Genomic DNA, 22,804 nt, shown 5'->3' on the forward strand with positions numbered 1-22,804 from the left:
GATCGCCTGAGCTGAGCAGCCATTCATGATCCAGATCCCGTCCGACCTGAACCCGGGTCTCGTCCCCCTCGCCTTCCTCCTCGGCAACTGGGAGGGCGCAGGCGTCTTCGACTTCCCCGGTGAGGAGAAGTGCAACTTCGGCCAGGAAGTCGTCTTCAGCCACGACGGCCGGGACTTCCTGGAGTACACCTCCCACACCTGGGTGCTCGACGCCGAGGGCAACAAGGTGCGGCCGCTGGAGTCCGAGTCGGGCTACTGGCGCATCGACAAGGACCGCAAGGTCGAGATCGTCATGGTCCGTGACCAGGGCGTCGTCGAGGTCTGGTACGGCGAGCTCGCCGACAGGAAGCCGCAGATCGACGTGGTCACCGACGCGGTCGCCCGCACCGCGGCCTCCGGCCCGTACAGCGGCGGCAAGCGGCTCTACGGCTACGTGAAGAGCGACCTGATGTGGGTCGGCGAGAAGGCCACCCCCGAGGTGGAGCTGCGCCCGTACATGTCGGCCCAGCTGAAGAAGGTCGTCACGCCCGAGGAGGTCGCGGAGATGGCGCGCAACCTTCCGGACATGCCGGACGACGGCATCGCCTTCTTCCGCTAAACCGCGAGCGGATCCGCGAGCAGGTCCGCGAGCCGGTCCGCACGACCCGTGGCAAGCGTTCGCAGGAGCCCCCGGCCGCCCCGGCCGCCGGGGGCTCCCGCATGCGCGGCGCCTCCCCGCTCCCCTCCTGCGGACCCGAGGCCTACACTGGCCGGGTGGTGACCACCGACAGCACCGAGCACACCGAGAACGCCGCCGCCGACGGCGGCGACTGGAAGAGCGACCTGCGCCAGCGCGGATACCGCCTGACCCCGCAGCGCCAACTCGTGCTGGAAGCCGTGGACGCCCTGGAGCACGCCACCCCGGACGAGATCCTCGTAGAGGTGCGCAAGACGGCCTCCGGGGTCAACATCTCCACGGTCTACCGCACGCTGGAGCTCCTGGAGGAGCTGAAGCTGGTCTCGCACGCCCACCTCGGGCACGGGGCCCCCACGTACCACCTCGCCGACCGGCACCACCACATCCACCTGGTCTGCCGCGACTGCACCGAGGTCATCGAGGCGGATGTGGACATCGCAGCCGAGTTCATCTCCAAGCTCCGCGACACCTTCGGCTTCGAGACCGACATGAAGCACTTCGCGATCTTCGGCCGCTGCAAGAACTGCGCCGCCAAGCAGCACTAGGCGGCGGGCACCGGGGCGTGCCCTAGGACTGCCCGGGGCGGGGTCGTAGGCTGGTGGCATGACCAGCAGCCCTTTGCTCCATCTCCCCGGCGCCGTACAGGCCGAAGGCCGCGACGAGGGCGTCGCCGCCCACTACGGAGAGCTGTACGGAGAACAGCGCGCACTCGCCGACGGCCGAGGCTTCGTCGACCTCTCCCACCGCGGGGTCGTCACCGTCACCGGCTCGGACCGGCTGAGCTGGCTGCACCTGCTGATCACTCAGCACGTCACCGCGCTCCCGGCCGGCGAGGCCACCGAAGCGCTGATCCTCTCCGCGAACGGCCACATCGAGCACGCGCTCTACCTCGTGGACGACGGCGAGACGACGTGGATGCACGTCGAGCCCGGCACTCAGGAGGCGCTGATCGCCTACCTGGAGTCGATGATCTTCTTCTACCGGGTGGAAGTCGCCGACCGGACCGCCGAGTTCGCCGTCGTGCACCTGCCGGCCGGCTCCATCGCCGAGGTCCCCAAGGAGCTCGCCGTACGGGAGACCCCGTACGGCCGCGACGTGTTCCTGCCGCGCGACGGGCTGGAGGCCTTCGCCGTCTCCCACGGCCCGGCCGCCGGGCTCCTCGCGTACGAGGCCCTGCGCGTCGAGGCGCACCGGCCGCGGCTCGGCCTGGAGACCGACCACCGCACCATCCCGCACGAACTCGGCTGGATCGGCACCGCCGTGCACCTGCAGAAGGGCTGCTACCGCGGCCAGGAGACGGTGGCCCGCGTCCACAACCTGGGGAAGCCGCCGCGCCGGCTGGTCTTCCTGCACCTGGACGGCTCCGAGGTGCTGCTCCCCGCGCACGGCGCGCCCGTACGCCTGGCCGCGGACGGGGAGGAGGGCCGCCAGCTGGGCTTCGTGACCACCTCGGTCCGCCACCACGAGCTGGGCCCGATCGCGCTCGCGCTGGTCAAGCGGAACGTCCCGGTGGACGCCCCGCTGCTGGTGGGCAAGACGGCCGCCGCACAGGAGGTCGTCGTAGCGCCGTAGCGGCCGCCCTAGATGTCGATGACGATGGTGAACGGGCCGTTGTTGGTCAGCGAGACCCGCATGTCCGCGCCGAACCGGCCCGTCTCCACCGTCGCGCCCAGCGCCCGCAGCTGCGCCACGACCTCGTCCACGAGCGGCTCGGCGAAGGCACCGCCCGCGGCCGCGTTCCACGTGGGGCGGCGGCCCTTGCGGGCGTCTCCGTAGAGGGTGAACTGGGAGATCACCAGCAGCGGCGCGTTCACGTCGCTGCAGGACTTCTCGGCCTCCAGGATCCGCACCGACCAGAGCTTGCGCGCCAGCAGCTCCGCCTTCTCCGGGGTGTCGTCGTGGGTCACCCCCACCAGGACGCACAGCCCTTCCCCGACGATCTCCCCGACGGTCTCGCCGGCCACCACGACGCTCGCGCCGTCCACCCTCTGCACCACTGCTCGCATACCACCTGTGTACCAGGCGTGCACCCGTCCGGGGCCGATCGGGTGGAGTGGGACTGCGTCGGTACCGCGGGGAGTGGCACGATGCACGCAGGCGGTGCCCCCAGCACCGGTCGAGGGGACGGACACGAACGCATGAATACTTCTGGTACCTCCGCACCTGCTTCTGCGCCCATCGGACCCATGGGATCCGGGGCGCCCGTCGCCCCCGTGGGCTCCGTGGCGTCCGCCGAGGCCCCGGCGGCGCCGCGTCCGCCCGCGCAGCGGACCGGGGCCGCGGACGCGCCGGCGACGGCGACCACCGCGCTCGGCCTGCCGGAGCTGCGCGGGCTGCGCCGCGACGCGCAGCGCGACGAGGCCGACCTGAGCTACGTACGGCGCCTGCTCCAGGGCCGCATCGACATCCTGCGCGCCGAGCTCGCCCGGCGTACGGATCCCGAGGCGCCGGTGGTGGACCGGCTTTCGGAGATCCTCGCGGACGCCCCCTCCAGCCGCAGCGCCTCCGCCCGGCACGTCACGCTCGGCACCCCGCACGGGGAGGAGTACCGGCTGCTGGCGGCCGAGATGCTCTCCGACGTGGAGCTGTCGGACCTGGGCGCGCGCACGGACGCAGAACTCCACGAGGGCATGGGCAAGTTGGTGCGCTACGAGCAGCAGGTCTCGCGGCGCCGCCAGCAGCTCCAGCGCACGGCCGACGACTGCAGCGCGGAGATCACCCGGCGCTACCGGGAGGGCGAGGCGCAGGTGGACGACCTGCTGGCCTGACCGGGCGGGGGTGCGGGGGCCCGCGGAAAATCCGGGCGACGGGGCCGGGCCGGGCCGATTAGCGTGGGTGGCTATGAGCGCTGACGTCCGGCCGATCGCCGCATCCGAACTTCCCGTGTGGCTGCGTGCCCTGCAGACCGGTTTCCTGAACGCGGCGCATCCCACGGCCGAGGACCACGCCATGGCGGCCTCGTTCGCCGACTGCTCCCGGACCCAGGGCGGGTTCGATGCGGACACCGGCCGGTGCGTGGCGACGTTCCGCTCCTTCCCGCAGGAACTGACCGTGCCCGGCGGGGCGTTCGTCCCGTCGAGCGCCGTCACGAACGTGACCGTGGCGCCCACGCACCGCAGGCAGGGTCTGCTGACCCGGATGATGGCCGCCGAGCTGGCTGCCGCCCACGCGCGCGGCGACGTGGTGTCGACGCTGATCGCCGCCGAGTACCCGATCTACGGGCGGTACGGGTACGGGCCCGCCACCTCCGTCTCGGAATGGGAGATCGACGTACCGCGCACCGGACTCGATCCGCGCGCGGCCGTCCCCGGTGACGGCGGCAGGATCGACCTCGTGGACGAGGCCGAGGTACGGGAGCTGGGCCCGGCCCTGCACGAGCGGCTGCGGGCGGCCACGCCGGGCGCGGTGAACCGCGACGCCCGCTGGTGGCGGGTGACCACGGGCGCCGAAACGATGTCCCACAACCCGTACACGCCGTCCTTCCACGCGGTGTACCGCACTGCGCGGGGGGAGGTGGCCGGCCTGGTCCGGTACACCGCCGACGACCACTGGACCGATGCCAAGGTTCCGCAGAACACCGTGCAGGTACGGCAGTTGCTCGCCCTCACCCCGGAGGTGGAGCGGGCGCTGTGGCGGTTCCTGTGCTCCATCGACTGGGTGGTGAAGGTCCGCACCGGCTACCGCGCCCCCGACGACCTCGTCACCCGGCTGCTGCCCGACCCGCGCGCCGCCCGGACGGTGACCTCGGCGGACTGGCTGTGGGTGCGGGTCCTGGACGTCGTACGGGCCCTCGCCGCGCGGACCTACGCCGTGCCCGGGGTCCTCGTCCTGGACGTCGTCGACGCGTCCGGTCCCGCGGGCGGGCGCTACCGGCTGGACGCGGGCGCGGGGGACTGCGTACGTACGGAGGAGCCGGCCGATCTGCGCCTGGACGTGGGCACGCTCGGGGCGCTGTACCTGGGCGACGAGTCGGCGGTGCGGCTGGCGGCGCTCGGCGCGATCACGGAGGAGCGCCCCGGGGCGCTGGCGCTCGCGGACGCGGTGTTCCGCACGGCGCGCCGGCCGTGGTGCCCGGACATCTTCTGAGCGGCCGAACCGAACCGTAGAACGCCGAACCGGAACTGCGAACACGAGGACTGAGGTACGTGGCAACACTGGTGGAATCCCTGCGCGCGGCCGGCTGCGTCTTCGCGGAGGAGGAGGCGGAGCTGCTGACGGCCGCCGCCGAGGACGCGGGGCACCTGGAGGGGCTGCTGGCCCGGCGGGTCGCGGGCGAACCGCTGGAACACGTCGTCGGCTGGGCGGAGTTCTGCGGGCTGCGGATGGCCGTCGGCGAGGGGGCCTTCGTGCCGCGCCGGCGCAGCGAGTTCCTCGCGCAGGAGGCGGTGGCGGCGGCCCGGCCCGGCGCGGTGGTCGTGGACCTGTGCTGCGGGGTGGGCGCGCTGGGCGCCGCTGTGGCCGCGCAGGTGCCGAGGGTCGAACTGCACGCGGCGGACATCGACCCGGCCGCGCTCGTCTACGCCCGGCGCAACCTGGCCCCGTACGGCGGCCGGGTCTGGGAGGGCGACCTCTACGCACCCCTGCCCGCCGGGCTCCGGGGCCGGGTGGACGTCCTGGTGGCCAACGCCCCGTACGTCCCGACCGGGGAGATCGGCCTGCTGCCGCCGGAGGCCCGCGACCACGAGCCGCCCGTCTCCCTGGACGGCGGAGCGGACGGCCTGGACGTCCACCGCCGGGTCGCCGCGGGCGCCCCGCCGTGGCTCGCACCGGGCGGCACCCTGCTGATCGAGACGAGCGCCCGCCAGTCCCCGATCACGGCCTCGGCCCTGACGGCGGCGGGCCTGTCGGTCCGCGCGGTGACCTCGGAGGAGTACCACGCGACGGTGATCATCGCGACGGCGCCGTAGCCCGCCCCGCCCGAGCTCCGGGTCCTCGGTCACCTTGGTGCCGACCGAGGTCCAGGGGGCCCCACGCGCCTGACGAAGACCCACCCGCCGTGTGGCTCGACGTCGACCGGTACGCCGCCGCCGCGGTCGTCCCCGGCTCTTGGCATGCCTTTCACTGCTTCGGCGACCGAGGGTGGGAGTTATTGCAAGCAGCTGCTTGCAATAGTTAGCAGGGTGCGGCAGGATCGAGGCATGGCATCGCTCAACGTCGGAAATCTCGGCGAGTACCTGCGCGAGCAACGGCGGCAGGCGCAGCTTTCGCTGCGGCAGCTGGCCGATGCGGCGGGGGTGTCGAATCCGTACCTCAGTCAGATCGAACGCGGGCTGCGCAAGCCGAGCGCGGACATCCTGCAGCAGCTCGCCAAGGCGCTGCGGATCTCCGCCGAGACGCTGTACGTGCAGGCCGGAATCCTGGACGAGCGGGACCGGGACGCCGTGGAGACGAGGGCCGTGATCCTCGCCGATCCGACCATCAGCGAGCAGCAGAAGCAGGTGCTGCTCCAGATCTACGCGTCCTTCCGCAAGGAGAACGCCGCAGAGGCCGCCGCGGAGACAGCGGAGGCCGGGGCGGGACCCGGGGCGGGAGCCGGCGCGGGAGCGGAAGCCGCCGACGGCGGTGGTGGCGATGCCGAGACGAGTACGCACTGAGCACGAACTGAGACTGTGATCCGGGAGGACCACCACATGGCCATCGCCGATGACCTGAAGAAGACCCTCACCGACCCGACCCCCCTCTACTTCGCCGCCGGCACCGCCGACCTCGCCGTGCAGCAGGCCAAGAAGGTGCCCGGGCTGATCGAGCAGCTGCGCGCCGAGGCCCCCGCGCGCATCGAGGCCGTGAAGAACACCGACCCGAAGGCCGTGCAGGAGAAGGCCAAGGGGAAGGCCAAGGAGGCGCAGGAGGCGGTCACCGCCACGGTCGCCGAGGTGTTCGGCGCGATCGACGCGAAGAAGCTCGGGGAGACCGCCCAGGACCTGGCGCTGCGCGGGGTCGGCGTGGCCGCCGAGTACGCGGTCAAGGCCAAGGAGGCCTACGACAAGGTCGCCGAGCACGGTGAGCAGACCGTACGGGCGTGGCGCGGCGAGGTCTCCGAGGAGATCGTCGACATCGCCGTGGTCGTGGAGCCGGAGGCTGCCGAGCCGGTGGCGGAGCCCGCCGCCGAGCCCGTCGCGGAGCCCGCGGCGAAGAAGGCTCCGGCGCGCAAGGCCGCGGCCAAGAAGGCCGCCGCCGAGCCGGCCGACGAGAGCTGATTTCGGCGTGACGGACCGGGCACCCGCGGGGCGTCCGGTCCGTTGTGGTTTGGGAACGGGGCTCTGCCGGTAGCGTGGAGGCAGGCGGCATCCGGCGAGCGAGGCGTGAGAAGGCGGTCAGGCGATGTTGATGAACGGGTTCGATGGAGCAGTGCTTCCGCTGCTCGGGTTCGCCATGCTCGGGCTCGCCGTGGTGGCCTTCGTGCTGGCGGTGACGGCACGCGAGGACGCGTACCGGGCGGCCGGCAAGCAGACCAAGACCTTCTGGCTGGTCATCCTCGGCATCACCGTGGTCGTGGACTTCTTCCTCGGCATGCTCTTCCTGCAGATCGCCGGGCTGGTCGCCAGCATCGTGTTCTTCGTCGACGTGCGCCCCGCGCTCAAGCAGGTCTCGGGCGGCGGCGGTGGCGGCCGGCGCGGTGGCGGCAGCAGCAGCGACGGGCCGTACGGGCCCTACAACGGCGGCCGGTAGCCGCGCCGAGAGGCGTCCCGGCCCCCGTCAGCCCTCGGCGCGGGAGAGCAGGACGACGGCGACGTCGTCCGTCAGCTCCCCGCCGTTGAGGCGGCGGGCTTCGGTCACGGAGGCTTCGAGCAGGCCTTCGCCGCTCAGCCCGTCGGCCAGGTGGCGGTTGATCATCTCGACCATGCCGTCCTGACCCAGCCGTTCCTTGCCCTGCCCGATCTTGCCCTCGATCAGGCCGTCGGTGTAGAGCATCAGGCTCCACGTGCCGCCCAGCTCCACCTGGCGGCGCGGCCAGCGGGCCCGGGGCAGCAGGCCGAGCGCCGGGCCGCTGTTCTCGTACGGGAGCAGTCGCGCGGGGCGGCCCGGCCGGGAGATCAGCGGTGCCGGATGGCCCGCCAGGCACAGGCCCGCGCGCCGGCCGTCCGGGGCGATGTCCACCGTGCACAGCGTCGCGAAGATCTCCTCGCAGGGGCGCTCGACCTCGAGGACCTCCTGGAGCGTGGCGAGCAGGTCGTCGCCGCACAGGCCGGCCAGGGTCAGCGCCCGCCAGGCGATGCGCAGCTCGACGCCGAGGGCGGCCTCGTCGGGGCCGTGGCCGCAGACGTCGCCGATCATCGCGTGGACGGTGCCGTCGGGGGTGCGGACGGTGTCGTAGAAGTCCCCGCCGAGGAGCGCGCGGCTGCGGCCCGGGCGGTAGCGGGCGGCGAAGCGGAGGTCGGAGCCCTCCAGGAGGGGGTGCGGGAGCAGCCCGCGTTCCAGCCGGGCGTTCTCCTGGGCCCGCAGTTTCGATTCTGCAAGCTTGTACTGGGCGATGTCCGCCCGTTTTCTCTCCACCGCGTAGCGGATGGCGCGGCTGAGCAGCCGCCCGTCGAGCTCGTCGCGGAACAGGAAGTCCTGGGCCCCCACGCGTACGGCCTCCGCGGCGCGCTCCGCGTCGTCCTCGGAGGTGAGCACGAGCACCGCGTGCCGCGGGGCGATGCGGAGCACCTGGCGCAGCGCGCCGAAGGGGTCCGCGGCGGCCTCGCCGGAGCCGGAGCCGGAGCCGGAGCCGGCGCCCGGGCCGTGCGGGAGCGCGAGGTCGAGCAGGACGCAGTTCACGTCGGGCGTGAGCAGCCGGGCCGCCTCCGTGAGGTTGCGGGCGCTGCGCAGCCGGATGCGGTGGCCGTCGGCGTCGAGGATCTCGGGGACGGTGAGGCCGCCGGCGGGGTCGTCCTCGATCACCAGCAGGGTGAGCGACGACGTGGCGCCCGGGCCGCTCTCGGTGCCCGGGATGTCCCTCTGCCGCGGTACGGGTACGGGCATCGTCTCCGGTTCCTTCCCGCCCCCTCGGGGGTTCGCTCGTCCGGCGACCCTAGCCGCGGGACGAGGGAAGCGGAATGGCGGGTCCGGCGCGGGGCTCCGGCATATGCCGTTATCGGGTGGGAAAGTCCGCGTCGACGAATGACCAACGTCACGGCGCGGGGGTACGGCGTCCCGCCCACCGAGACGTACCGCCGTCGGGGCGGGCCGTCCCGCAGGGCGGGTGGTCACGGTGAGCGAGCGGCCGGTACGCGTACGGCCGCCGTCCGGCCGCTACACGTCCGGCCGCTACACGTACGGCCGCCGTACGGCCGCCGTACGGCCGCCGTACGGCCGGTACGCGGCCGGCCGCTCCGCCTCCCGCCGCTACGCGTCCGGCCGGACCACGGCCTTGATCGGCATGGAGCCCGCGCCCGCCATGGTGACGTTGCGGCCGGGGCGCGGGGCGTGGATCATCGCGCCGTCCCCGACGTATATCCCGACGTGGCTCGCGTCGTCGAAGTAGATGATCAGGTCGCCCGGCCGCATGTCCTTGACCGCGACCTTCGGCAGCCGCAGCTGTTCCTGCGAGGTGCGCGGGATGCCCTTGCCCGCCGCGAGCCAGGCCTGCGAGGTCAGCCCGGAGCAGTCGAAGGAACCGGGTCCCTCCGCGCCCCACACGTACGGCTTCCCTATCTGGGCGGCCGCGAACTGCACGGCCCGCTTGCCCGCGTCGGTGGCCGCCGCGCCCGTGGAGCCGGTCATCCCGCCCGTGGACAGCCAGTCGCTCTGCGCCTTGCGCTGCGCTTCCGCCTCGAGCTCCAGCAGCCGGGCCTTCTGCTCGGCCTCCAGCTTGCTCTCGAGCTCCTCCGCCGCCTTGATCTTGTCCTCGACCTGCTTCTTCGCGGTCTCCTGCTTGACCCGGTTGGCCTCCAGGGACTCCCAGTGCGCGCTCGCGTCCCGCGCGTACTGCTGCAAGTCGGTCTGGGTCCGGTTCAGTTCGGAGAGCAGGTCCGAGGTGGCCTTCTCGCCCTGGCGCAGCCGGTCGTTGCCGTCCAGGAACTGCGTCGGGTCGTTGCTCAGGGCCAGCTGCGCGCCGGGCGGCAGTCCGCCCGAGCGGTACTGGGCGCGGGCGGCGGCGCCCGCGCGGCCCTTCAGCGCGGTGATGCGGTCCTGGCCCGCGAGGACCAGGTTGGCGATCTCCACGATCTTGTCGGACTGCGTCTTGGTCTCGCTCTCGGCGAGGTTGAAGGCGTCCGTGGCCGTGCCGGCCTCGCGGTAGAGGCCCTCTATTTCCTTGCGGACCTGCTCCAGGGACTTCGGCTGGGGCTCCGGAGCCGCGAACGCGGTGCCGGCCAGTGCGCCGGGCGCGGACAGCAGCGCCATCGCGCAGAGCAGTGTGAGGGCGATCGAACCCCGTCGTCGTTTCCTCATGGTCCCCCCAGACACCGGATTGACTAATCGTCAGTAACTTGTGATTGCCTTCGGGATGGTGCCACGAGTCGGTGAATTCCAACACCCTTGTGGATATCCATCCGATGCGTCCCGATCGCCCCGGCAGCCTCCCTCGCCCCGGCAACCCCCCTGGTCCCGGCGGCCACCGTCACCCCGAGGGCCTCAACGCTTCCCACCGCACCGTGAGTTCCCCCTGGCGCCACCGCACCGGCCCGTCCGCCAGCGGCCAGTCCGAGGACAGCGCCCGCGCCGTCCGGATCCAGCGCTGCCGCGCACCGTAGGAGGCGTACGGAGCCGCCGCCGCCCACGCCCGGTCGAAGTCGCGCAGGAACGCGTGCACCGGCTCGCCCGGCACGTTGCGGTGGATCAGCGCCTTCGGCAGCCGCTCCGCCAGGTCGGAGGGGCGCTCCAGGGAGCCCAGCCGGGTCGCGAAGGTCACCGTGCGCGCCCCTTCGGGCCCGAGCGCGACCCACACGTGCCGCCGCCCGATCTCGTCGCAGGTCCCCTCCACCAGCAGCCCGTCCGGAGCCAGCCGGGAACACAAGCGTTCCCACACCGCCTCGACCTGCTCCTCGTCGTACTGGCGCAGCACGTTCGCGGCCCGGATCAGCGCCGGCCGCACCCCGCCGTCCAGCGGCACCTCGAAGCCGCCGTGCCGGAAGCTCAGGCCCTCCCGCTCGTACGGCTTCGCGCCCGCCACCCGGGCCGGTTCGATCTCGATGCCGACCACCCGCACCCGCGGAGCCGCCTCCCGCAGCCGGGCCAGCAGTTCCACCGCGGTCCAGGGCGCGGCCCCGTAGCCGAGGTCCACCGCGACCGGGTCGTCCGCGCGCCGCAGGGCCGCCCCGTGCGTCGCCGCGATCCAGCGGTCCATGCGGCGCAGGCGGTTCGGATTCGTCGTCCCGCGGGTCACCGTGCCGACGGGGCGACGAGGGGGAGGGGCGGAGCGGGAGGCCATGTGCAGAGAGTAAGCGGAGCGCTCCCGCGCGATAAAAATCCCGCACGGGAGCAGGAAAACCGCCCGTCCCGGAATGCGGGGGACGGCCGTTCGGGTTGCACTCCTAGAAGAGCGCGACAGCGCTCTCGGTGTCATGCCGTCCGAGCGAGAGGAACTGCTCCCTTGAGCCAGTACGTGTCCCGCATCGGCGGCAGCATCGGCGGCCGCCTCGCCGCGGCCCGTTCCGGCACCCGCCACGAGCCGCCCCGCCTGCGCCTGCCCGCCGCCGTCGGCGGCCACCGCAAGCCGCGCCGGGTCGCCATGCTCAGCGTGCACACCTCTCCGCTGCACCAGCCCGGCACCGGCGACGCCGGCGGGATGAACGTCTACATCGTCGAGCTGGCCCGGCGCCTCGCCGCGATCAACATCGAGGTCGAGATCTTCACCCGGGCCACCACCGGCGGCCTGCCGCCCGTGGTCGAGCTCGCGCCCGGAGTCCTCGTACGGCACGTGGACGCGGGTCCGTATGAGGGCCTCGCCAAGGAGGAGCTGCCGGCCCAGCTGTGCGCCTTCACCCACGGCGTCATGCAGGCCTGGGCCCGCCACCGCCCCGGCTACTACGACCTGGTCCACTCCCACTACTGGCTCTCCGGCCACGTCGGCTGGCTCGCCGCCGAGCGCTGGGGCGTCCCGCTCGTGCACGCGATGCACACCATGGCCAAGGTCAAGAACGCGGCGCTCGCCGAGGGCGACACCCCCGAGCCCGCCGCCCGCGTCATCGGCGAGACGCAGATCGTCGACGCCGCCGACCGGCTCATCGCGAACACCGCCGAGGAGGCCGACGAGCTCGTCCGCCACTACGCGGCCGACCCCGGCAAGGTCGCCGTCGTCCACCCCGGCGTGAACCTCGAACGCTTCACCGTCGCCGACGGCCGCGCCGCCGCCCGCGCCCGCCTCGGGCTGCCGCAGGACGCCGTCATCCCGCTCTTCGCGGGCCGCATCCAGCCGCTCAAGGCCCCCGACATCCTGCTGCGGGCCGTCGCGGAGCTGGTGGACCGGGAACCGCGGCTGCGCGCCCGGCTGTTCGTACCCGTCGTCGGCGGGCCGAGCGGCAGCGGGCTCGCGAAGCCGGAGGGGCTGCAGAAGCTCGCGGCCAAGCTCGGCATCGCGGACCTCGTGCACTTCCACCCGCCGGTGGCGCAGGACGCGCTCGCGGACTGGTTCCGGGCGGCGTCGGTCCTGGTCATGCCCTCGTACAACGAGTCCTTCGGGCTGGTCGCCATAGAGGCGCAGGCCACCGGCACCCCGGTGCTGGCCGCGGCCGTCGGCGGGCTGCCCGTCGCCGTCAACGACGGGGTGACGGGCATCCTCGTACCCGGCCACGATCCGGTGGACTACGCCCGCGAGCTACGGCGCTTCGTGGACGAGCCGGGGCTGTCGGACCGGATGGGCGCGGCGGCCGCGCGGCACGCGCAGTTCTTCGGCTGGGACACCGCCGCGAGCGGCACGGCCGACGTGTACACGGGGGCGATGCATGATCACCGCCGTCACGTACGCTCCCACCATGGCTGACGCTGACCCCACCGCTGGCACCGATCCCGCCGCCGGCACCGGCACCGACACCGCCGGCACCGACTCCGCCGGCACCGACTCCGCCGACACCGCCGCGATCATCGAAGCGACGCTGACCGGCGCGGAACTGAGCTGGGAGAGCCCGTCACCGGGCGCGTACGTCGTCCGGCTCCCCGGCACCCGCAAGCTGAGCACCACCTGCTCGCTCAAGGCCGGGAAGCACTCCCTGTCGGTCAACGCCTTCGTGATCCGCCACCCGGACGAGAACGAGGCCGGCGTCCACCGGTGGCTGCTGGAGCGCAACCTCAAGCTCTACGGCATGGCCTACGCGGTCGACGCGCTCGGCGACGTCTACCTGACGGCCCGCCTCCCCCTGTCGGTGATCACCCCCGACGACCTCGACCGGCTGCTCGGCACGGTCCTGGAGGCCGCGGACGGGGCCTTCAACACCCTGCTGGAGCTGGGTTTCGCGAGCGCGATCCGGCGGGAGTACGAGTGGCGGGTCTCGCGGGGCGAGTCCACGCGCAACCTGGACGCCTTCAAGAACCTGACGCAGCCGTCGGGGCCGGCGGCGCGGCCGGAGTAGGCGGGTCAGGCGGGTCAGGCGGCCGGAGCCACCGGATCCGTCGCCTTGGCCGGAGCCGCGACCTCCACGACCGGCTCCACGACCGGCTCCACCGGGCTCGCTTCGCCCTGTGGCAGCCCCCTCATCAGCAGCCAGTACCCCGCGGCGGCGATGGTTCCCAGGACCGCGGTCGCACCCCACAGCCAGCCCGCGCCGAAGTGCTCGATCGCGAAGCCCGCCATCAGCGGCGCGATCAGCGAGGCCACCGCCCACGACATCGTGTACATGCCCTGGTAGCGGCCGCGCCCGTGCAGCGGGGAGAGCCGCGCGACCAGGCCCATCTGGGTCGGCGAGTTGACGATCTCGGCCAGCGTCCACACGCAGACGGTCAGCGCCAGGCTCCACACCGAGCCGCCGAAGGCCGTCAGCCCGAACCCGTACCCGGCCAGCAGCGCCGAGATGACCAGCAGCTTCTGCGGATCGCGGTGCTCGATGAACCGGGTGACCGGGATCTGCAGCACCACGATCAGCACGCCGTTGACCCCGATGACGAGCCCGTAGTCGACGGTGGAGAACCCGGCCGCGCCCATCGCGAGCGGCAGCCCGAACGAGCCCTGCATGAAGATCAGCGAGATCAGGAACGACAGCCCGACCACGCCCATGAACCGCCCGTCCCGCAGCACCGTCCCCAGCCGGACCTCCGGCTCGGCGGCCGCCTTCTCCGCCGCCGTCTTCTCCGGCCGGGACTCCGGCAGCTTGAGGTAGACGAGCACCGCGCACACCAGCGTCAGGGCCGCCTCGCCGAGGAACCCGGCCAGGTAGCTGTACTCGGCTACGAAGCCCGCCACGGTCGAGCTGACGGCGAAGCCGAGGTTGATGGCCCAGTAGTTCAGCGCGAAGGCCCGTACCCGGTCCTCCGGGCGGACGATGTCGGCCATCATCGCCTGCACCGCCGGCCGCGAGGCGTTGGAGGTCATGCCGACCAGCAGCGCCACCGCCGCGATCGCCGCCGGGTGCTCCATGAACCCGAGCAGCGCCACCGAGAACGCGGTCGACGCCTGCGCCGCCATCAGCGTGGGCCGCCGGCCCAGCCGGTCCGTGAGCACGCCCGCGACCAGCGAGGACACCACACCGCCGAGCCCGTGGAGCGCCACCACAAGTCCCACGAAGGAGGCCGAATAGCCCCGCTCCAGGGTCAGGTACAAGGTCATGAATGTGGCGACGAAGGCCCCGAGCCTGTTGACCAGCGTGCTCGTCCAGAGCCACCAGAACTCCCGGGGCAGACCCGCCACGCTCTCGCGGGCGGCCCGTCTCACACTGGCAACGGACATACGGAATCCCCCCGGAGATGTAAGCGTCCCTCTACTCGTTCGGACCCTACGGACCGAGGTCTTCCGGAGCCACTGGATTGACGGCCGGCGTCAATCGGGGACCGTCCACACGCCGTACACACCGCGCGCGGGCGGGCGGGTGCGTCCATTAGGCTCGTACGCATGGCCGACGCACCGTACAAGCTGATCCTCCTCCGCCACGGCGAGAGCGAATGGAACGCGAAGAACCTGTTCACCGGCTGGGTGGACGTCAATCTCAACGAGAAGGGCGAGAAGGAGGCAGTCCGCGGTGGCGAACTCCTGAAGGACGCCGGACTTCTCCCCGACGTGGTCCACACGTCCCTCCAGAAGCGTGCGATCCGCACCTCCCAGCTCGCGCTGGAGGCCGCCGACCGCCACTGGATCCCGGTCCACCGCTCCTGGCGCCTGAACGAGCGCCACTACGGCGCCCTCCAGGGCAAGGACAAGGCCCAGACCCTCGCCGAGTTCGGCGAGGAGCAGTTCATGCTGTGGCGCCGCTCGTACGACACCCCGCCGCCGGCGCTCGAGGACGGTACGGAGTTCTCGCAGTCCGGGGACCCGCGCTACGCCTCCATCCCGCCGGAGCTGCGCCCGCGCACCGAGTGCCTCAAGGACGTCGTCGTCCGCATGCTCCCGTACTGGTACGACTCGATCGTCCCGGACCTGCTGGACGGCCACACCGTCCTGGTCGCCGCGCACGGCAACTCCCTGCGCGCGCTGGTCAAGCACCTCGACGGGGTCTCCGACGCCGACATCGCGGGTCTGAACATCCCGACCGGCATCCCGCTCTCCTACGAGCTGGACGCCGACTTCAAGCCCCTCAACCCGGGCGGCACCTACCTCGACCCGGACGCCGCGGCGGCCGCCATCGAGGCCGTCAAGAACCAGGGCAAGAAGTAACAGCCACAGCGATCACGCCCCCGGTCCGCGCGCACGGTGCGGGCCGGGGGCTTTCGTCTGCCCGGTAATTGCGTTCCTCCTGCGGGCCGATGGGCGCAGGATGGTGCGGGGTCGTCGCCGAAGGGCAGGGGGAGACATGGGAGTGCGGGCGTGAGCCGGCGGCGTTACGTGGCCAGGGGGGTGCCGGGCGGCTACCGGATCTGGGACAACAAGGGGCGCCACTGGTGGGGTGACCACTACGAGCTGTGCCCGGACGACCTGCTCACCGAGCTCAACGGTGCGGCCGACCACGCGAAGATCACCGCGCTCCTCAAGCGCTACCGGGCGCTGAAGCGGTGAATCACCGACCCGGCGGCGGCGCCGGGGGGTGGGGGCGCGTCCGGCGGGCGGCGATTTTGCGGTCCATTTCCGCGCGCCGGGCGGCCGCGTTGGTGCCGTCGAGCTGGCCCGCGAAGGCGCGGTACGCCGCGGCCACGAGTGCGTCAGGGGCTTCGGGGAAGGCGTGGCCGATCGCCCACAGGGCCTTCTCCGTCAGGGAGTCGAGGCCCGTTTCGGTGCGGACGCCGCGCCCCGACAGCACGTTCGTCAGGACGCTCTCGAAGTTGCGCCGCAACTGCTCCTGGCTGGGATGGCCGTAGCGCATGGCCGTCTCCGTCTCCTTCTCGATGGGACCGATGCGAAGGGCCCCGGCCGACGGGTGTCGGACGGGGCCCTTCGCCTACGGGCGGCCGGGCGGGTGGCCTCAGCCGCCGCACTGGCAGGGGGCGCCGGACTGGCAGCCGCAGCCGCAGCCCGAGCCGCAGCCGCAGGCCGCGAGCAGGGGCAAGCGCAGGCGCAGGCCCTCCGGGGGCTGCGCTTCCTGCTCCGGGGTGATGGGGACGGGGGAATCGGACATGGATCCTCCTCGTAGGCGTTGTGCCTTCGCCCTCATTCATGCCCAGCCGGGCTCCCGCGTCAACGGCGCATTGGGGGCTCGTTGTTGATCCAGCCCCCGGTGCTGATCCAGCCCCCGGGGGTCGAACCGGCCCCCGGTGGCCCGGTGGGTCAGACGCCCTCGACCTGCGTGGGTGCCTGGAGCTCGTCCGCGTGCTCGCCCGTCACCAGGTAGACCACGCGCTTGGCGACCGACACCGCGTGGTCCGCGAAGCGCTCGTAGTAGCGGCCGAGCAGGGTCACGTCGACCGCCGTCTCGATGCCGTGCTTCCAGCGGTCGTCCATCAGGTGCTGGAACAGCGTGCGGTGCAGCTGGTCCATCTCGTCGTCGTCCTGCTCCAGCTGGAGCGCCAGGTCGACGTCCTTGGTGATGATGACCTCGGCGGCCTTCGCCATCAGGCGCTGCGCGAGCTGCCCCATCTCCAGGATGGTCGCGTGCAGGTCGCGCGGGACCGCCGTGTCCGGGAAGCGGAGCCGGGCGAGCTTGGCCACGTGCTGGGCCAGGTCGCCGGAGCGCTCCAGGTCGGCGCTCATGCGCAGCGAGGTGACGACGATGCGCAGGTCGGTGGCGACCGGCTGCTGACGCGCGAGCAGCGCGATGGCACGGGCCTCCAGGTCGTGCTGGAGGTCGTCCACCTTCTGGTCGGCGGCGATGACGCTCTCGGCGAGCTTCAGGTCGGCGTCGAGCATGGAGGTCGTGGCCCGCCCGATGGCGGAGCCGACCAGCCGGGCCATTTCGACCAGGCCTTCACCGATCGAGTCCAGTTCCTCGTGGTACGCGTCACGCATGTCTCGTGTCCCTCTCTCGACCTACTACGACCTACTACTGCCTACTGCAAGTACTGCCCGGGAAGCGGGCCGGTGCGGCCATCGGCCCCACGTTGCCACGGTGAACCCCGAACGCGACCGACTCCGGCATCCCAAGTGAATCAGCACGGTCGTCAGGGTGAACTCTGGGCGACGACTGTTCGAGGTGCCACCCGAACGGCTGTGGAAGTGTCCCCCGGCCTGCTTAACCTGGAGTCATGGACGTGAACGCGGCGGTCGCCGCAGCTGCAGCGATCGCCGGTCTTTGCACCGGTGTGATCGCGATGCTGGCGTTCCGCTGGAGCGAGCGCGACCAAGCCCGCCCCACCCGGAGCTCCATGCGCCCCGACATCAACGCGGTGCTCCCACCAGGAGTGGACACCGTCCTCTCCGTGCTCCGCTCCTCCGCCGTCGTGCTCGACGAGGGGGACGCGGTGGTCAAGGCCAGCTCGGCGGCATATGCCCTCGGCCTGGTCCGCGGCGGCAAGCTCGCCGTGGAGCCCATGCTCCACATGGCCCGCGACACCCGGCGCGACGGGGAGATACGCCAGGTCGAGCTCGACCTGCCCCGGCGCGGCACCGGCCGCGGCGAGGCGCTCGCCGTCTCGGCGCGCGTCGCCCCGCTCGGCTCCCGCCTGGTGCTCCTCCTCGTGGAGGACCTCACCGAGGCCCGCCGCATCGAGGCCGTACGCCGCGACTTCGTCGCGAACGTCTCGCACGAGCTCAAGACCCCGGTCGGGGCGATCTCCCTGCTCTCCGAGGCCGTCATGGACGCCTCGGACGAACCCGAGGCGGTCACCCGGTTCGCCGGCCGCATGCAGATCGAGGCGACCCGCCTCATCAACCTCGTACAAGAACTCATCGACCTCTCCCGGGTACAGAACGACGACCCCCTGGAGGACGCGGAACCCGTCCGTGTGGACACGCTCGTGGCCGAGGCCATCGACCGCTGCCGCCACACGGCCTCCGCGAAACAGATCACCATGGCCGCCGGCGGCACCGCCGACCTGCGGGTATGGGGCAACCGGGGGCAGCTCGCGGCCGCCCTCGGAAACCTGGTCGAGAACGCCGTCAACTACAGCCCCGCCCGTACCCGCGTCGGCATCGCCGCGCGCCGGGTGACCGCGCCGGGTGGAGACTTGATCGAGATAGCCGTGACCGACCAGGGCATCGGCATCCCGGAAAAGGACCGCGAGCGCATCTTCGAACGCTTCTACCGTGTGGACCCTGCCCGCTCCCGCGCCACGGGAGGAACCGGCCTGGGCCTTGCGATCGTGAAGCACGTAGCGGCTTCGCACGGCGGGGAGGTGTCGGTCTGGAGCTCGGAGGGCCAGGGTTCCACCTTCACCCTGCGACTCCCCGAAGCGGCCGCGCCGGCCCCGGCGACGGCCTCCGCACCCGCCCACCCCCAGCTCGAACCTCACACCGCACCAGCCATCCCTGCCCCGGAGGTCCTTCCGTGACCCGAGTGCTCGTCGTCGAGGATGAGGAATCCTTCAGCGACGCCCTGTCCTACATGCTCCGCAAGGAGGGCTTCGAGGTCGCGATCGCCGCGACCGGGCCCGACGGGCTCGACGAGTTCGAGCGCAACGGCGCCGACCTCGTCCTCCTCGACCTGATGCTCCCCGGCCTGCCCGGCACCGAGGTCTGCCGGCAGCTGCGCGGCCGCTCCAACGTTCCCGTGATCATGGTGACCGCCAAGGACAGCGAGATCGACAAGGTCGTCGGGCTGGAGATAGGAGCCGACGACTACGTCACGAAGCCCTTCTCCTCGCGGGAGCTGGTCGCCCGCATCCGCGCGGTCCTGCGCCGCCGCGGCGAGCCGGAAGAGGTCACTCCGGCGGCCCTGGAAGCGGGCCCCGTCCGGATGGACGTCGACCGCCACGTGGTCACCGTCTCCGGCGCCAAGGTGGACCTCCCGCTGAAGGAGTTCGACCTGCTGGAGATGCTGCTGCGCAACGCGGGCCGCGTACTGACCCGCATGCAGCTCATCGACCGGGTCTGGGGCGCCGACTACGTCGGCGACACCAAGACCCTGGACGTCCACGTGAAGCGCCTGCGCGCCAAGATCGAGCCCGACCCCGGTGCCCCGCGCTACCTGGTCACGGTCCGTGGCCTGGGCTACAAGTTCGAGCCGTAAACCGAAAGCCGAGAGCCGGAAACCGTAAGCCGTAAGCCGGCCCGGAAATACGGGAACGGCCCCCGTCCGCATCGAGCGGACGGGGGCCGTTCCCGTTGACTACGGTGCTGCGCGGCTCAGTGGCCGGTGCTCGCCGACGCGGACCCGGACGGGCTGCCCCCGTGCGAGGCCGAGGCCGCCGGGGAACCGGACGGCGTGGCCGAGGCGGAGCCGGACGGGGAAGCCGAGGCGCTGCCGGACGGGGTGGCGCCCGGGACGGCCGGGGCGGCGGTCGGGCCGTAGCCCTCGTACATGCCCGTGGCCGGGACGACGAAGCCCTCGAGCTCGACGTCGCCCGTGGTGCTCAGCTGGAAGACGATCTTCTGGACGTTGCCGTCCACGACGTCGGCGCCGCCCGCGATCTGGGCGGAGGCGTTGCCCTTGCCGCCCAGGACGACGGAGCCGCCGGCCGGGATGACGACCTTGGAGCCGCTGCCCGCGGGCTTCAGCGTCACGACGGCCTTGCCGCCCGGAAGGGTGATGGCGTCGAGCGTCTGCTCCTTGGTGCCGGTGTTGAACACCGTCGCGGAGACCGCGGCCGGGCCCTTCTTGTCCTTCTCCTGGGTGATCACCAGAGCGTTCTGGACCTTGATGTCGCCCTTGGTGACGGCGGCGTTGTCCGGCTTCACCTGGAGGGTCGGCGCGTCGTGACCCGCGGCGCAGGCGCCCAGCGAGACGAGCGAGAAGGCGGCGGCGGTGGCGGCGAGGGCGCCGCGTCGAAGGCTGCGGCTCACGGGGGAGGCAACTCCTTGGACGTACGGAAGGGAAGGGTGGACGCCTCGGAGCGACGAAGTAAAGCCGCTCTAAGGATGTGTCAGCGCGCTTAGGTTACCGAGCCGCCACCCCGCCCCCGCACCCGACCCTCCGCAGTGTGGGGCCGGGCCCTGACCGGGCCCCCGACGGTGAACCCGCCCCGCGCCGGCGGGTTCCGCCACTGCCCCGCCGGGGCCGGGTGATCTTTCATTCGCAAAAGGCCCGCTCGCAAAGGCCGGCGCGGCTCCGGTGATCAATTTCCGGATTTCATCGAACACCGCTCGTGATCGACGCTCGTGATCAATTCCGGATTGGGCCGGAACGGACCCCGTACGGGTGGCCGCCAGTCGAACGGAGTAGTTCGGTTTCCCGCCCCGGAAACCGTCAAAACGGGACGTACGCCACATCGTCGGGGGACCCGGGCAGGTGTAACGTAGCCGTTTCGCCCGGTCCGCACAGCGCCTCCGACCTGCGAATACCCCCTTCCGGAAGGCTCCCGCAGCACGTTCCTGTCGCTGTTGTCAAGCCCTGAGATGGGCCCTGACCTGCGAAAACGCCATTCATAACGGTCGATTCTCGTGTTACCCTGGATAGCCACGGAAGGGGTACCTGTCACATGACGTTCAAGGTTGGCGACACCGTGGTCTATCCCCATCACGGGGCCGCGCTGATCGAGGCTATCGAAACTCGCCAGATCAAAGGCGTGGACAAGACCTACTTGGTGCTCAAGGTCGCGCAGGGTGACCTGACTGTTCGCGTACCTGCGGACAACGCGGAGTTCGTGGGCGTTCGCGACGTAGTCGGCCAGGACGGGCTGGACCGGGTCTTCGAGGTGCTTCGCGCACCGTACGCAGAAGAGCCGACGAACTGGTCCCGGCGCTACAAGGCAAATCTGGAAAAGCTCGCTTCTGGCGATGTCATCAAGGTCGCCGAAGTTGTGCGTGACCTGTGGCGTCGTGAGCGTGAGCGTGGGCTCTCCGCAGGTGAGAAGCGCATGCTCGCGAAGGCGCGTCAGATCCTGGTGAGCGAGCTCGCGCTCGCCGAGAACACCAACGAGGACAAGGCCGAGGCCCTCCTCGACGAAGTGCTCGCGTCCTGACGCGATCATTCGTGCGCTTTGCCGTACACAGTTGTGCCGCGGTGCCCGATGACAAGGAGACTTGTTGCCGGGCGCTGCGGCATGTCTGCACCCATGCCCGGCGACACGTCTCCTTGTCATCGGGCACCGCCCGTACACCATCGCCCGTAGAGCGCCGGGCTGTACTCCACTGGCGTGCCGGGTCCGGGCAGCCGACTCGACCGGTCGTCACGGAAGGGGCGAGGGCGTCGCACCCGGCACCCTTCAGGCCATACCCATGTCGGCCGAAGTCACAAACCTGGCTCGGAGCTACTGATGTCTGACGAATCGCGCCCCCACCGCACCGCCGCGGTGATCCCGGCAGCCGGCCGCGGGGTCCGTCTCGGTCCCGGCGCCCCCAAGGCCCTGCGGACCCTGGGCGGCACGCCCATGCTCATCCACGCCGTACGCGCCATGGCGCGCTCCCGTGCGGTCGCCCTCGTCGTCGTCGTGGCTCCGCCCGCCGACACCACCGAGGTGCGCCGGCTGCTCGACGAGCACGCACTGCCCGAGCGCACGGAGATCCTGGTCGTCCCCGGCGGGGAGACCCGGCAGGAATCCGTACGCGCCGGCCTCGACGCGCTCCCGGCCGACATCACGGCCGTCCTCATCCACGACGCGGCCCGCCCCCTGGTCCCCGTGGACACCGTCGACTCCGTCGTCGAAGCGGTCCGCGACGGCGCACCCGCCGTCGTCCCCGCCCTGCCGCTGGCCGACACCGTCAAGGAGGTCGAGCCCGGCCGCCCCGGCGAGCCCGAGCCGGTCGTCGCCACCCCCGTACGGGCCCGGCTGCGCGCCGTGCAGACCCCGCAGGGCTTCGACCTCGCCACGCTCCGGCTCGCGCACGAGAAGGTGGCCGTCGACGGCGAGGGCGCCACGGACGACGCCGGCATGGTGGAGCAGCTCGGCATCACCGTCGTGGCGGTCCCCGGCCACGAAGAGGCCTTCAAGGTCACCCGCCCGCTCGACCTGGTCCTCGCCGAGGCCGTACTCGCCCGCCGGAGGGCCACCGATGCCTACTAGCCCCACCTCCTCCGCCGCCGCCCCCGCGGCCCCGCTGATCCCGCTCGTCGGCATCGGCACCGACGTGCACGCCTTCGAGACCGGCCGCGAACTGTGGTGCGCCGGCCTGCTCTGGGAGGGCGAGGACGGCCTCGCCGGTCACTCGGACGGGGACGTCGCCGCGCACGCCGCCTGCGACGCCCTGTTCTCCGCCGCCGGCGTCGGCGACCTCGGCGCGCACTTCGGCACCTCCCGCCCCGAGTGGTCCGGCGCCGCCGGCGTCACCCTTCTGGCGGAAGCCGCCCGGATCGTCCGTGCCGAGGGCTTCGAGATCGGCAACATCGCCATCCAGGTGATCGGCGTACGCCCGAAGATCGGCAAGCGGCGCGAAGAGGCACAGAAGGCGCTCGCGGCAGCGGCGGGCGCCCCCGTCTCCGTATCGGGCACCACCACCGACGGACTGGGCCTCACCGGCCGCGCCGAAGGCCTCGCCGCCATCGCCACGGCCCTCGTCTACCGGACGAACCGGGCCTAGTACCCCGTACGCCCACACCGCTCCCGCGGCTCTTCGACAACAAAGCGGGCCCCGCGTGCCGAAAGGGTCGCGGGGCACTGCTA

Annotated in this window: 27 protein-coding genes; 18 read left to right on the forward strand and 9 right to left on the reverse strand. The window is 72.0% G+C overall.

Annotation, left to right across the window (positions count from 1 at the left end; genetic code table 11):
• Window positions 1-25 precede the first annotated feature (25 nt).
• From AC3IX6_RS20015 to ygfZ, 3 genes are all read left to right on the forward strand, one after another.
• Window positions 26-598, forward strand: coding sequence for a heme-binding beta-barrel domain-containing protein (locus AC3IX6_RS20015; RefSeq protein ID WP_327305970.1), 573 nt, complete (start codon window positions 26-28; stop codon window positions 596-598).
• A 155-nt stretch (window positions 599-753) separates the two neighbouring features.
• Window positions 754-1,221, forward strand: coding sequence for a Fur family transcriptional regulator (locus tag AC3IX6_RS20020; protein ID WP_489363249.1), 468 nt, complete (start codon window positions 754-756; stop codon window positions 1,219-1,221).
• Between the two features lie 58 nt (window positions 1,222-1,279).
• Window positions 1,280-2,248 (forward strand): CAF17-like 4Fe-4S cluster assembly/insertion protein YgfZ, encoded by a 969-nt coding sequence (gene ygfZ / locus AC3IX6_RS20025; protein ID WP_489363251.1) that lies wholly within the window; start codon window positions 1,280-1,282, stop codon window positions 2,246-2,248.
• Window positions 2,249-2,256: 8 nt separating this feature from the next.
• On the opposite strand, the gene dtd is transcribed toward ygfZ, so the two are convergent.
• Window positions 2,257-2,682 (reverse strand): D-aminoacyl-tRNA deacylase, encoded by a 426-nt coding sequence (gene dtd, locus AC3IX6_RS20030; protein WP_375954174.1) that lies wholly within the window; start codon window positions 2,680-2,682, stop codon window positions 2,257-2,259.
• Window positions 2,683-2,862: 180 nt separating this feature from the next.
• On the opposite strand from dtd, the gene AC3IX6_RS20035 reads away from it, so the two are divergent.
• The 6 genes from AC3IX6_RS20035 (at window position 2,863) to AC3IX6_RS20060 (ending at window position 7,345) form a co-directional block, all read left to right on the forward strand.
• Complete coding sequence (locus tag AC3IX6_RS20035; protein ID WP_489363253.1) at window positions 2,863-3,444, forward strand: RsiG family protein; 582 nt, start codon at window positions 2,863-2,865, stop codon at window positions 3,442-3,444.
• A 73-nt stretch (window positions 3,445-3,517) separates the two neighbouring features.
• Entirely contained in the window at window positions 3,518-4,762 is a 1,245-nt protein-coding gene (locus tag AC3IX6_RS20040; RefSeq protein ID WP_489363255.1) for a GNAT family N-acetyltransferase, read from the forward strand.
• Between the two features lie 59 nt (window positions 4,763-4,821).
• Window positions 4,822-5,583 (forward strand): putative protein N(5)-glutamine methyltransferase, encoded by a 762-nt coding sequence (locus tag AC3IX6_RS20045; RefSeq protein WP_489363257.1) that lies wholly within the window; start codon window positions 4,822-4,824, stop codon window positions 5,581-5,583.
• 231 nt (window positions 5,584-5,814) lie between these two features.
• A complete protein-coding gene (locus AC3IX6_RS20050; protein ID WP_489363258.1) occupies window positions 5,815-6,270 on the forward strand; it encodes a helix-turn-helix domain-containing protein in 456 nt (151 codons plus the stop codon).
• Between the two features lie 36 nt (window positions 6,271-6,306).
• A complete protein-coding gene (locus tag AC3IX6_RS20055; protein WP_489363260.1) occupies window positions 6,307-6,873 on the forward strand; it encodes a hypothetical protein in 567 nt (188 codons plus the stop codon).
• Window positions 6,874-6,997: 124 nt separating this feature from the next.
• Window positions 6,998-7,345, forward strand: a complete 348-nt coding sequence (locus AC3IX6_RS20060; RefSeq protein ID WP_489363262.1) for a DUF2516 family protein — start codon at window positions 6,998-7,000, stop codon at window positions 7,343-7,345.
• 27 nt (window positions 7,346-7,372) lie between these two features.
• Here the strand turns inward: AC3IX6_RS20060 and AC3IX6_RS20065 are convergent, their stop codons facing one another.
• From AC3IX6_RS20065 to AC3IX6_RS20075, 3 genes are all read right to left on the reverse strand, one after another.
• Window positions 7,373-8,638, reverse strand: coding sequence for a PP2C family protein-serine/threonine phosphatase (locus AC3IX6_RS20065; RefSeq protein ID WP_489363263.1), 1,266 nt, complete (start codon window positions 8,636-8,638; stop codon window positions 7,373-7,375).
• A gap of 363 nt (window positions 8,639-9,001) precedes the next feature.
• Complete coding sequence (locus AC3IX6_RS20070; protein WP_489363265.1) at window positions 9,002-10,048, reverse strand: C40 family peptidase; 1,047 nt, start codon at window positions 10,046-10,048, stop codon at window positions 9,002-9,004.
• A gap of 169 nt (window positions 10,049-10,217) precedes the next feature.
• On the reverse strand, window positions 10,218-11,027 hold the full coding sequence (locus tag AC3IX6_RS20075) for a class I SAM-dependent methyltransferase (protein ID WP_489363267.1): 810 nt from the start codon (window positions 11,025-11,027) through the stop codon (window positions 10,218-10,220).
• Window positions 11,028-11,189: 162 nt separating this feature from the next.
• On the opposite strand from AC3IX6_RS20075, the gene mshA reads away from it, so the two are divergent.
• Window positions 11,190-12,578, forward strand: a complete 1,389-nt coding sequence (gene mshA, locus AC3IX6_RS20080) for a D-inositol-3-phosphate glycosyltransferase (protein ID WP_489363269.1) — start codon at window positions 11,190-11,192, stop codon at window positions 12,576-12,578.
• On the forward strand, window positions 12,571-13,164 hold the full coding sequence (locus AC3IX6_RS20085; protein ID WP_489363271.1) for a type III secretion system chaperone family protein: 594 nt from the start codon (window positions 12,571-12,573) through the stop codon (window positions 13,162-13,164). The genes mshA and AC3IX6_RS20085 overlap by 8 nt, the downstream gene beginning before the upstream one ends.
• Before the next feature lie 14 nt (window positions 13,165-13,178).
• On the opposite strand, the gene AC3IX6_RS20090 is transcribed toward AC3IX6_RS20085, so the two are convergent.
• Window positions 13,179-14,474: an MDR family MFS transporter gene (locus tag AC3IX6_RS20090; RefSeq protein WP_489363273.1), complete on the reverse strand. Its 1,296-nt coding sequence runs from the start codon at window positions 14,472-14,474 to the stop codon at window positions 13,179-13,181.
• Window positions 14,475-14,636: 162 nt separating this feature from the next.
• On the opposite strand from AC3IX6_RS20090, the gene AC3IX6_RS20095 reads away from it, so the two are divergent.
• Together AC3IX6_RS20095 and AC3IX6_RS20100 are read left to right on the forward strand one after the other, a co-directional pair.
• Entirely contained in the window at window positions 14,637-15,395 is a 759-nt protein-coding gene (locus AC3IX6_RS20095; RefSeq protein WP_399384819.1) for a phosphoglyceromutase, read from the forward strand.
• A 150-nt stretch (window positions 15,396-15,545) separates the two neighbouring features.
• On the forward strand, window positions 15,546-15,734 hold the full coding sequence (locus tag AC3IX6_RS20100) for a hypothetical protein (RefSeq protein ID WP_214951965.1): 189 nt from the start codon (window positions 15,546-15,548) through the stop codon (window positions 15,732-15,734).
• A 1-nt stretch (window position 15,735) separates the two neighbouring features.
• Here AC3IX6_RS20100 and AC3IX6_RS20105 read toward each other — a convergent pair whose 3' ends face one another.
• The 3 genes from AC3IX6_RS20105 to phoU form a co-directional block, all read right to left on the reverse strand.
• Window positions 15,736-16,038, reverse strand: a complete 303-nt coding sequence (locus tag AC3IX6_RS20105) for a hypothetical protein (RefSeq protein WP_489363276.1) — start codon at window positions 16,036-16,038, stop codon at window positions 15,736-15,738.
• Window positions 16,039-16,137: 99 nt separating this feature from the next.
• Complete coding sequence (locus tag AC3IX6_RS20110; protein WP_356508369.1) at window positions 16,138-16,290, reverse strand: hypothetical protein; 153 nt, start codon at window positions 16,288-16,290, stop codon at window positions 16,138-16,140.
• 149 nt (window positions 16,291-16,439) lie between these two features.
• A complete protein-coding gene (phoU, locus tag AC3IX6_RS20115; protein ID WP_030858619.1) occupies window positions 16,440-17,117 on the reverse strand; it encodes a phosphate signaling complex protein PhoU in 678 nt (225 codons plus the stop codon).
• 236 nt (window positions 17,118-17,353) lie between these two features.
• On the opposite strand from phoU, the gene phoR reads away from it, so the two are divergent.
• Together phoR and phoP are read left to right on the forward strand one after the other, a co-directional pair.
• On the forward strand, window positions 17,354-18,598 hold the full coding sequence (phoR, locus tag AC3IX6_RS20120) for a two-component system sensor histidine kinase PhoR (RefSeq protein WP_489363279.1): 1,245 nt from the start codon (window positions 17,354-17,356) through the stop codon (window positions 18,596-18,598).
• A gap of 5 nt (window positions 18,599-18,603) precedes the next feature.
• A complete protein-coding gene (gene phoP / locus AC3IX6_RS20125) occupies window positions 18,604-19,275 on the forward strand; it encodes a two-component system response regulator PhoP (RefSeq protein WP_466731699.1) in 672 nt (223 codons plus the stop codon).
• 116 nt (window positions 19,276-19,391) lie between these two features.
• Here phoP and AC3IX6_RS20130 read toward each other — a convergent pair whose 3' ends face one another.
• Window positions 19,392-20,048: a DUF461 domain-containing protein gene (locus AC3IX6_RS20130; protein WP_489363281.1), complete on the reverse strand. Its 657-nt coding sequence runs from the start codon at window positions 20,046-20,048 to the stop codon at window positions 19,392-19,394.
• Window positions 20,049-20,683: 635 nt separating this feature from the next.
• On the opposite strand from AC3IX6_RS20130, the gene AC3IX6_RS20135 reads away from it, so the two are divergent.
• The 3 genes from AC3IX6_RS20135 (at window position 20,684) to ispF (ending at window position 22,721) form a co-directional block, all read left to right on the forward strand.
• Window positions 20,684-21,166 carry a CarD family transcriptional regulator gene (locus tag AC3IX6_RS20135; RefSeq protein ID WP_003953493.1) on the forward strand — a complete coding sequence of 161 codons (483 nt, stop codon included), beginning with the start codon at window positions 20,684-20,686 and terminating at the stop codon, window positions 21,164-21,166.
• A 294-nt stretch (window positions 21,167-21,460) separates the two neighbouring features.
• Entirely contained in the window at window positions 21,461-22,207 is a 747-nt protein-coding gene (ispD, locus tag AC3IX6_RS20140; protein ID WP_489363283.1) for a 2-C-methyl-D-erythritol 4-phosphate cytidylyltransferase, read from the forward strand.
• Complete coding sequence (gene ispF, locus AC3IX6_RS20145; protein ID WP_489363285.1) at window positions 22,197-22,721, forward strand: 2-C-methyl-D-erythritol 2,4-cyclodiphosphate synthase; 525 nt, start codon at window positions 22,197-22,199, stop codon at window positions 22,719-22,721. The genes ispD and ispF overlap by 11 nt, the downstream gene beginning before the upstream one ends.
• Window positions 22,722-22,804 lie beyond the last annotated feature (83 nt).

This window comes from Streptomyces sp. GL_141 (assembly GCF_057834385.1).

What these genes read in the sequence shown, in the direction of transcription:
- AC3IX6_RS20015 (WP_327305970.1), top strand. Translation starts at nt 26, where the DNA reads ATGATCCAGATCCCGTCCGACCTGAACCCGGGTCTCGTCCCCCTCGCC.
- ygfZ (WP_489363251.1), top strand. Translation starts at nt 1,280, where the DNA reads ATGACCAGCAGCCCTTTGCTCCATCTCCCCGGCGCCGTACAGGCCGAA.
- dtd (WP_375954174.1), bottom strand. Translation starts at nt 2,682, where the DNA reads ATGCGAGCAGTGGTGCAGAGGGTGGACGGCGCGAGCGTCGTGGTGGCC.
- AC3IX6_RS20035 (WP_489363253.1), top strand. Translation starts at nt 2,863, where the DNA reads ATGGGATCCGGGGCGCCCGTCGCCCCCGTGGGCTCCGTGGCGTCCGCC.
- AC3IX6_RS20040 (WP_489363255.1), top strand. Translation starts at nt 3,518, where the DNA reads ATGAGCGCTGACGTCCGGCCGATCGCCGCATCCGAACTTCCCGTGTGG.
- AC3IX6_RS20050 (WP_489363258.1), top strand. Translation starts at nt 5,815, where the DNA reads ATGGCATCGCTCAACGTCGGAAATCTCGGCGAGTACCTGCGCGAGCAA.
- AC3IX6_RS20055 (WP_489363260.1), top strand. Translation starts at nt 6,307, where the DNA reads ATGGCCATCGCCGATGACCTGAAGAAGACCCTCACCGACCCGACCCCC.
- AC3IX6_RS20060 (WP_489363262.1), top strand. Translation starts at nt 6,998, where the DNA reads ATGTTGATGAACGGGTTCGATGGAGCAGTGCTTCCGCTGCTCGGGTTC.
- AC3IX6_RS20065 (WP_489363263.1), bottom strand. Translation starts at nt 8,638, where the DNA reads ATGCCCGTACCCGTACCGCGGCAGAGGGACATCCCGGGCACCGAGAGC.
- AC3IX6_RS20070 (WP_489363265.1), bottom strand. Translation starts at nt 10,048, where the DNA reads ATGAGGAAACGACGACGGGGTTCGATCGCCCTCACACTGCTCTGCGCG.
- AC3IX6_RS20075 (WP_489363267.1), bottom strand. Translation starts at nt 11,027, where the DNA reads ATGGCCTCCCGCTCCGCCCCTCCCCCTCGTCGCCCCGTCGGCACGGTG.
- AC3IX6_RS20085 (WP_489363271.1), top strand. Translation starts at nt 12,571, where the DNA reads ATGGCTGACGCTGACCCCACCGCTGGCACCGATCCCGCCGCCGGCACC.
- AC3IX6_RS20090 (WP_489363273.1), bottom strand. Translation starts at nt 14,474, where the DNA reads ATGTCCGTTGCCAGTGTGAGACGGGCCGCCCGCGAGAGCGTGGCGGGT.
- AC3IX6_RS20095 (WP_399384819.1), top strand. Translation starts at nt 14,637, where the DNA reads ATGGCCGACGCACCGTACAAGCTGATCCTCCTCCGCCACGGCGAGAGC.
- AC3IX6_RS20105 (WP_489363276.1), bottom strand. Translation starts at nt 16,038, where the DNA reads ATGCGCTACGGCCATCCCAGCCAGGAGCAGTTGCGGCGCAACTTCGAG.
- AC3IX6_RS20110 (WP_356508369.1), bottom strand. Translation starts at nt 16,290, where the DNA reads ATGTCCGATTCCCCCGTCCCCATCACCCCGGAGCAGGAAGCGCAGCCC.
- phoU (WP_030858619.1), bottom strand. Translation starts at nt 17,117, where the DNA reads ATGCGTGACGCGTACCACGAGGAACTGGACTCGATCGGTGAAGGCCTG.
- phoR (WP_489363279.1), top strand. Translation starts at nt 17,354, where the DNA reads ATGGACGTGAACGCGGCGGTCGCCGCAGCTGCAGCGATCGCCGGTCTT.
- AC3IX6_RS20135 (WP_003953493.1), top strand. Translation starts at nt 20,684, where the DNA reads ATGACGTTCAAGGTTGGCGACACCGTGGTCTATCCCCATCACGGGGCC.
- ispD (WP_489363283.1), top strand. Translation starts at nt 21,461, where the DNA reads ATGTCTGACGAATCGCGCCCCCACCGCACCGCCGCGGTGATCCCGGCA.
- ispF (WP_489363285.1), top strand. Translation starts at nt 22,197, where the DNA reads ATGCCTACTAGCCCCACCTCCTCCGCCGCCGCCCCCGCGGCCCCGCTG.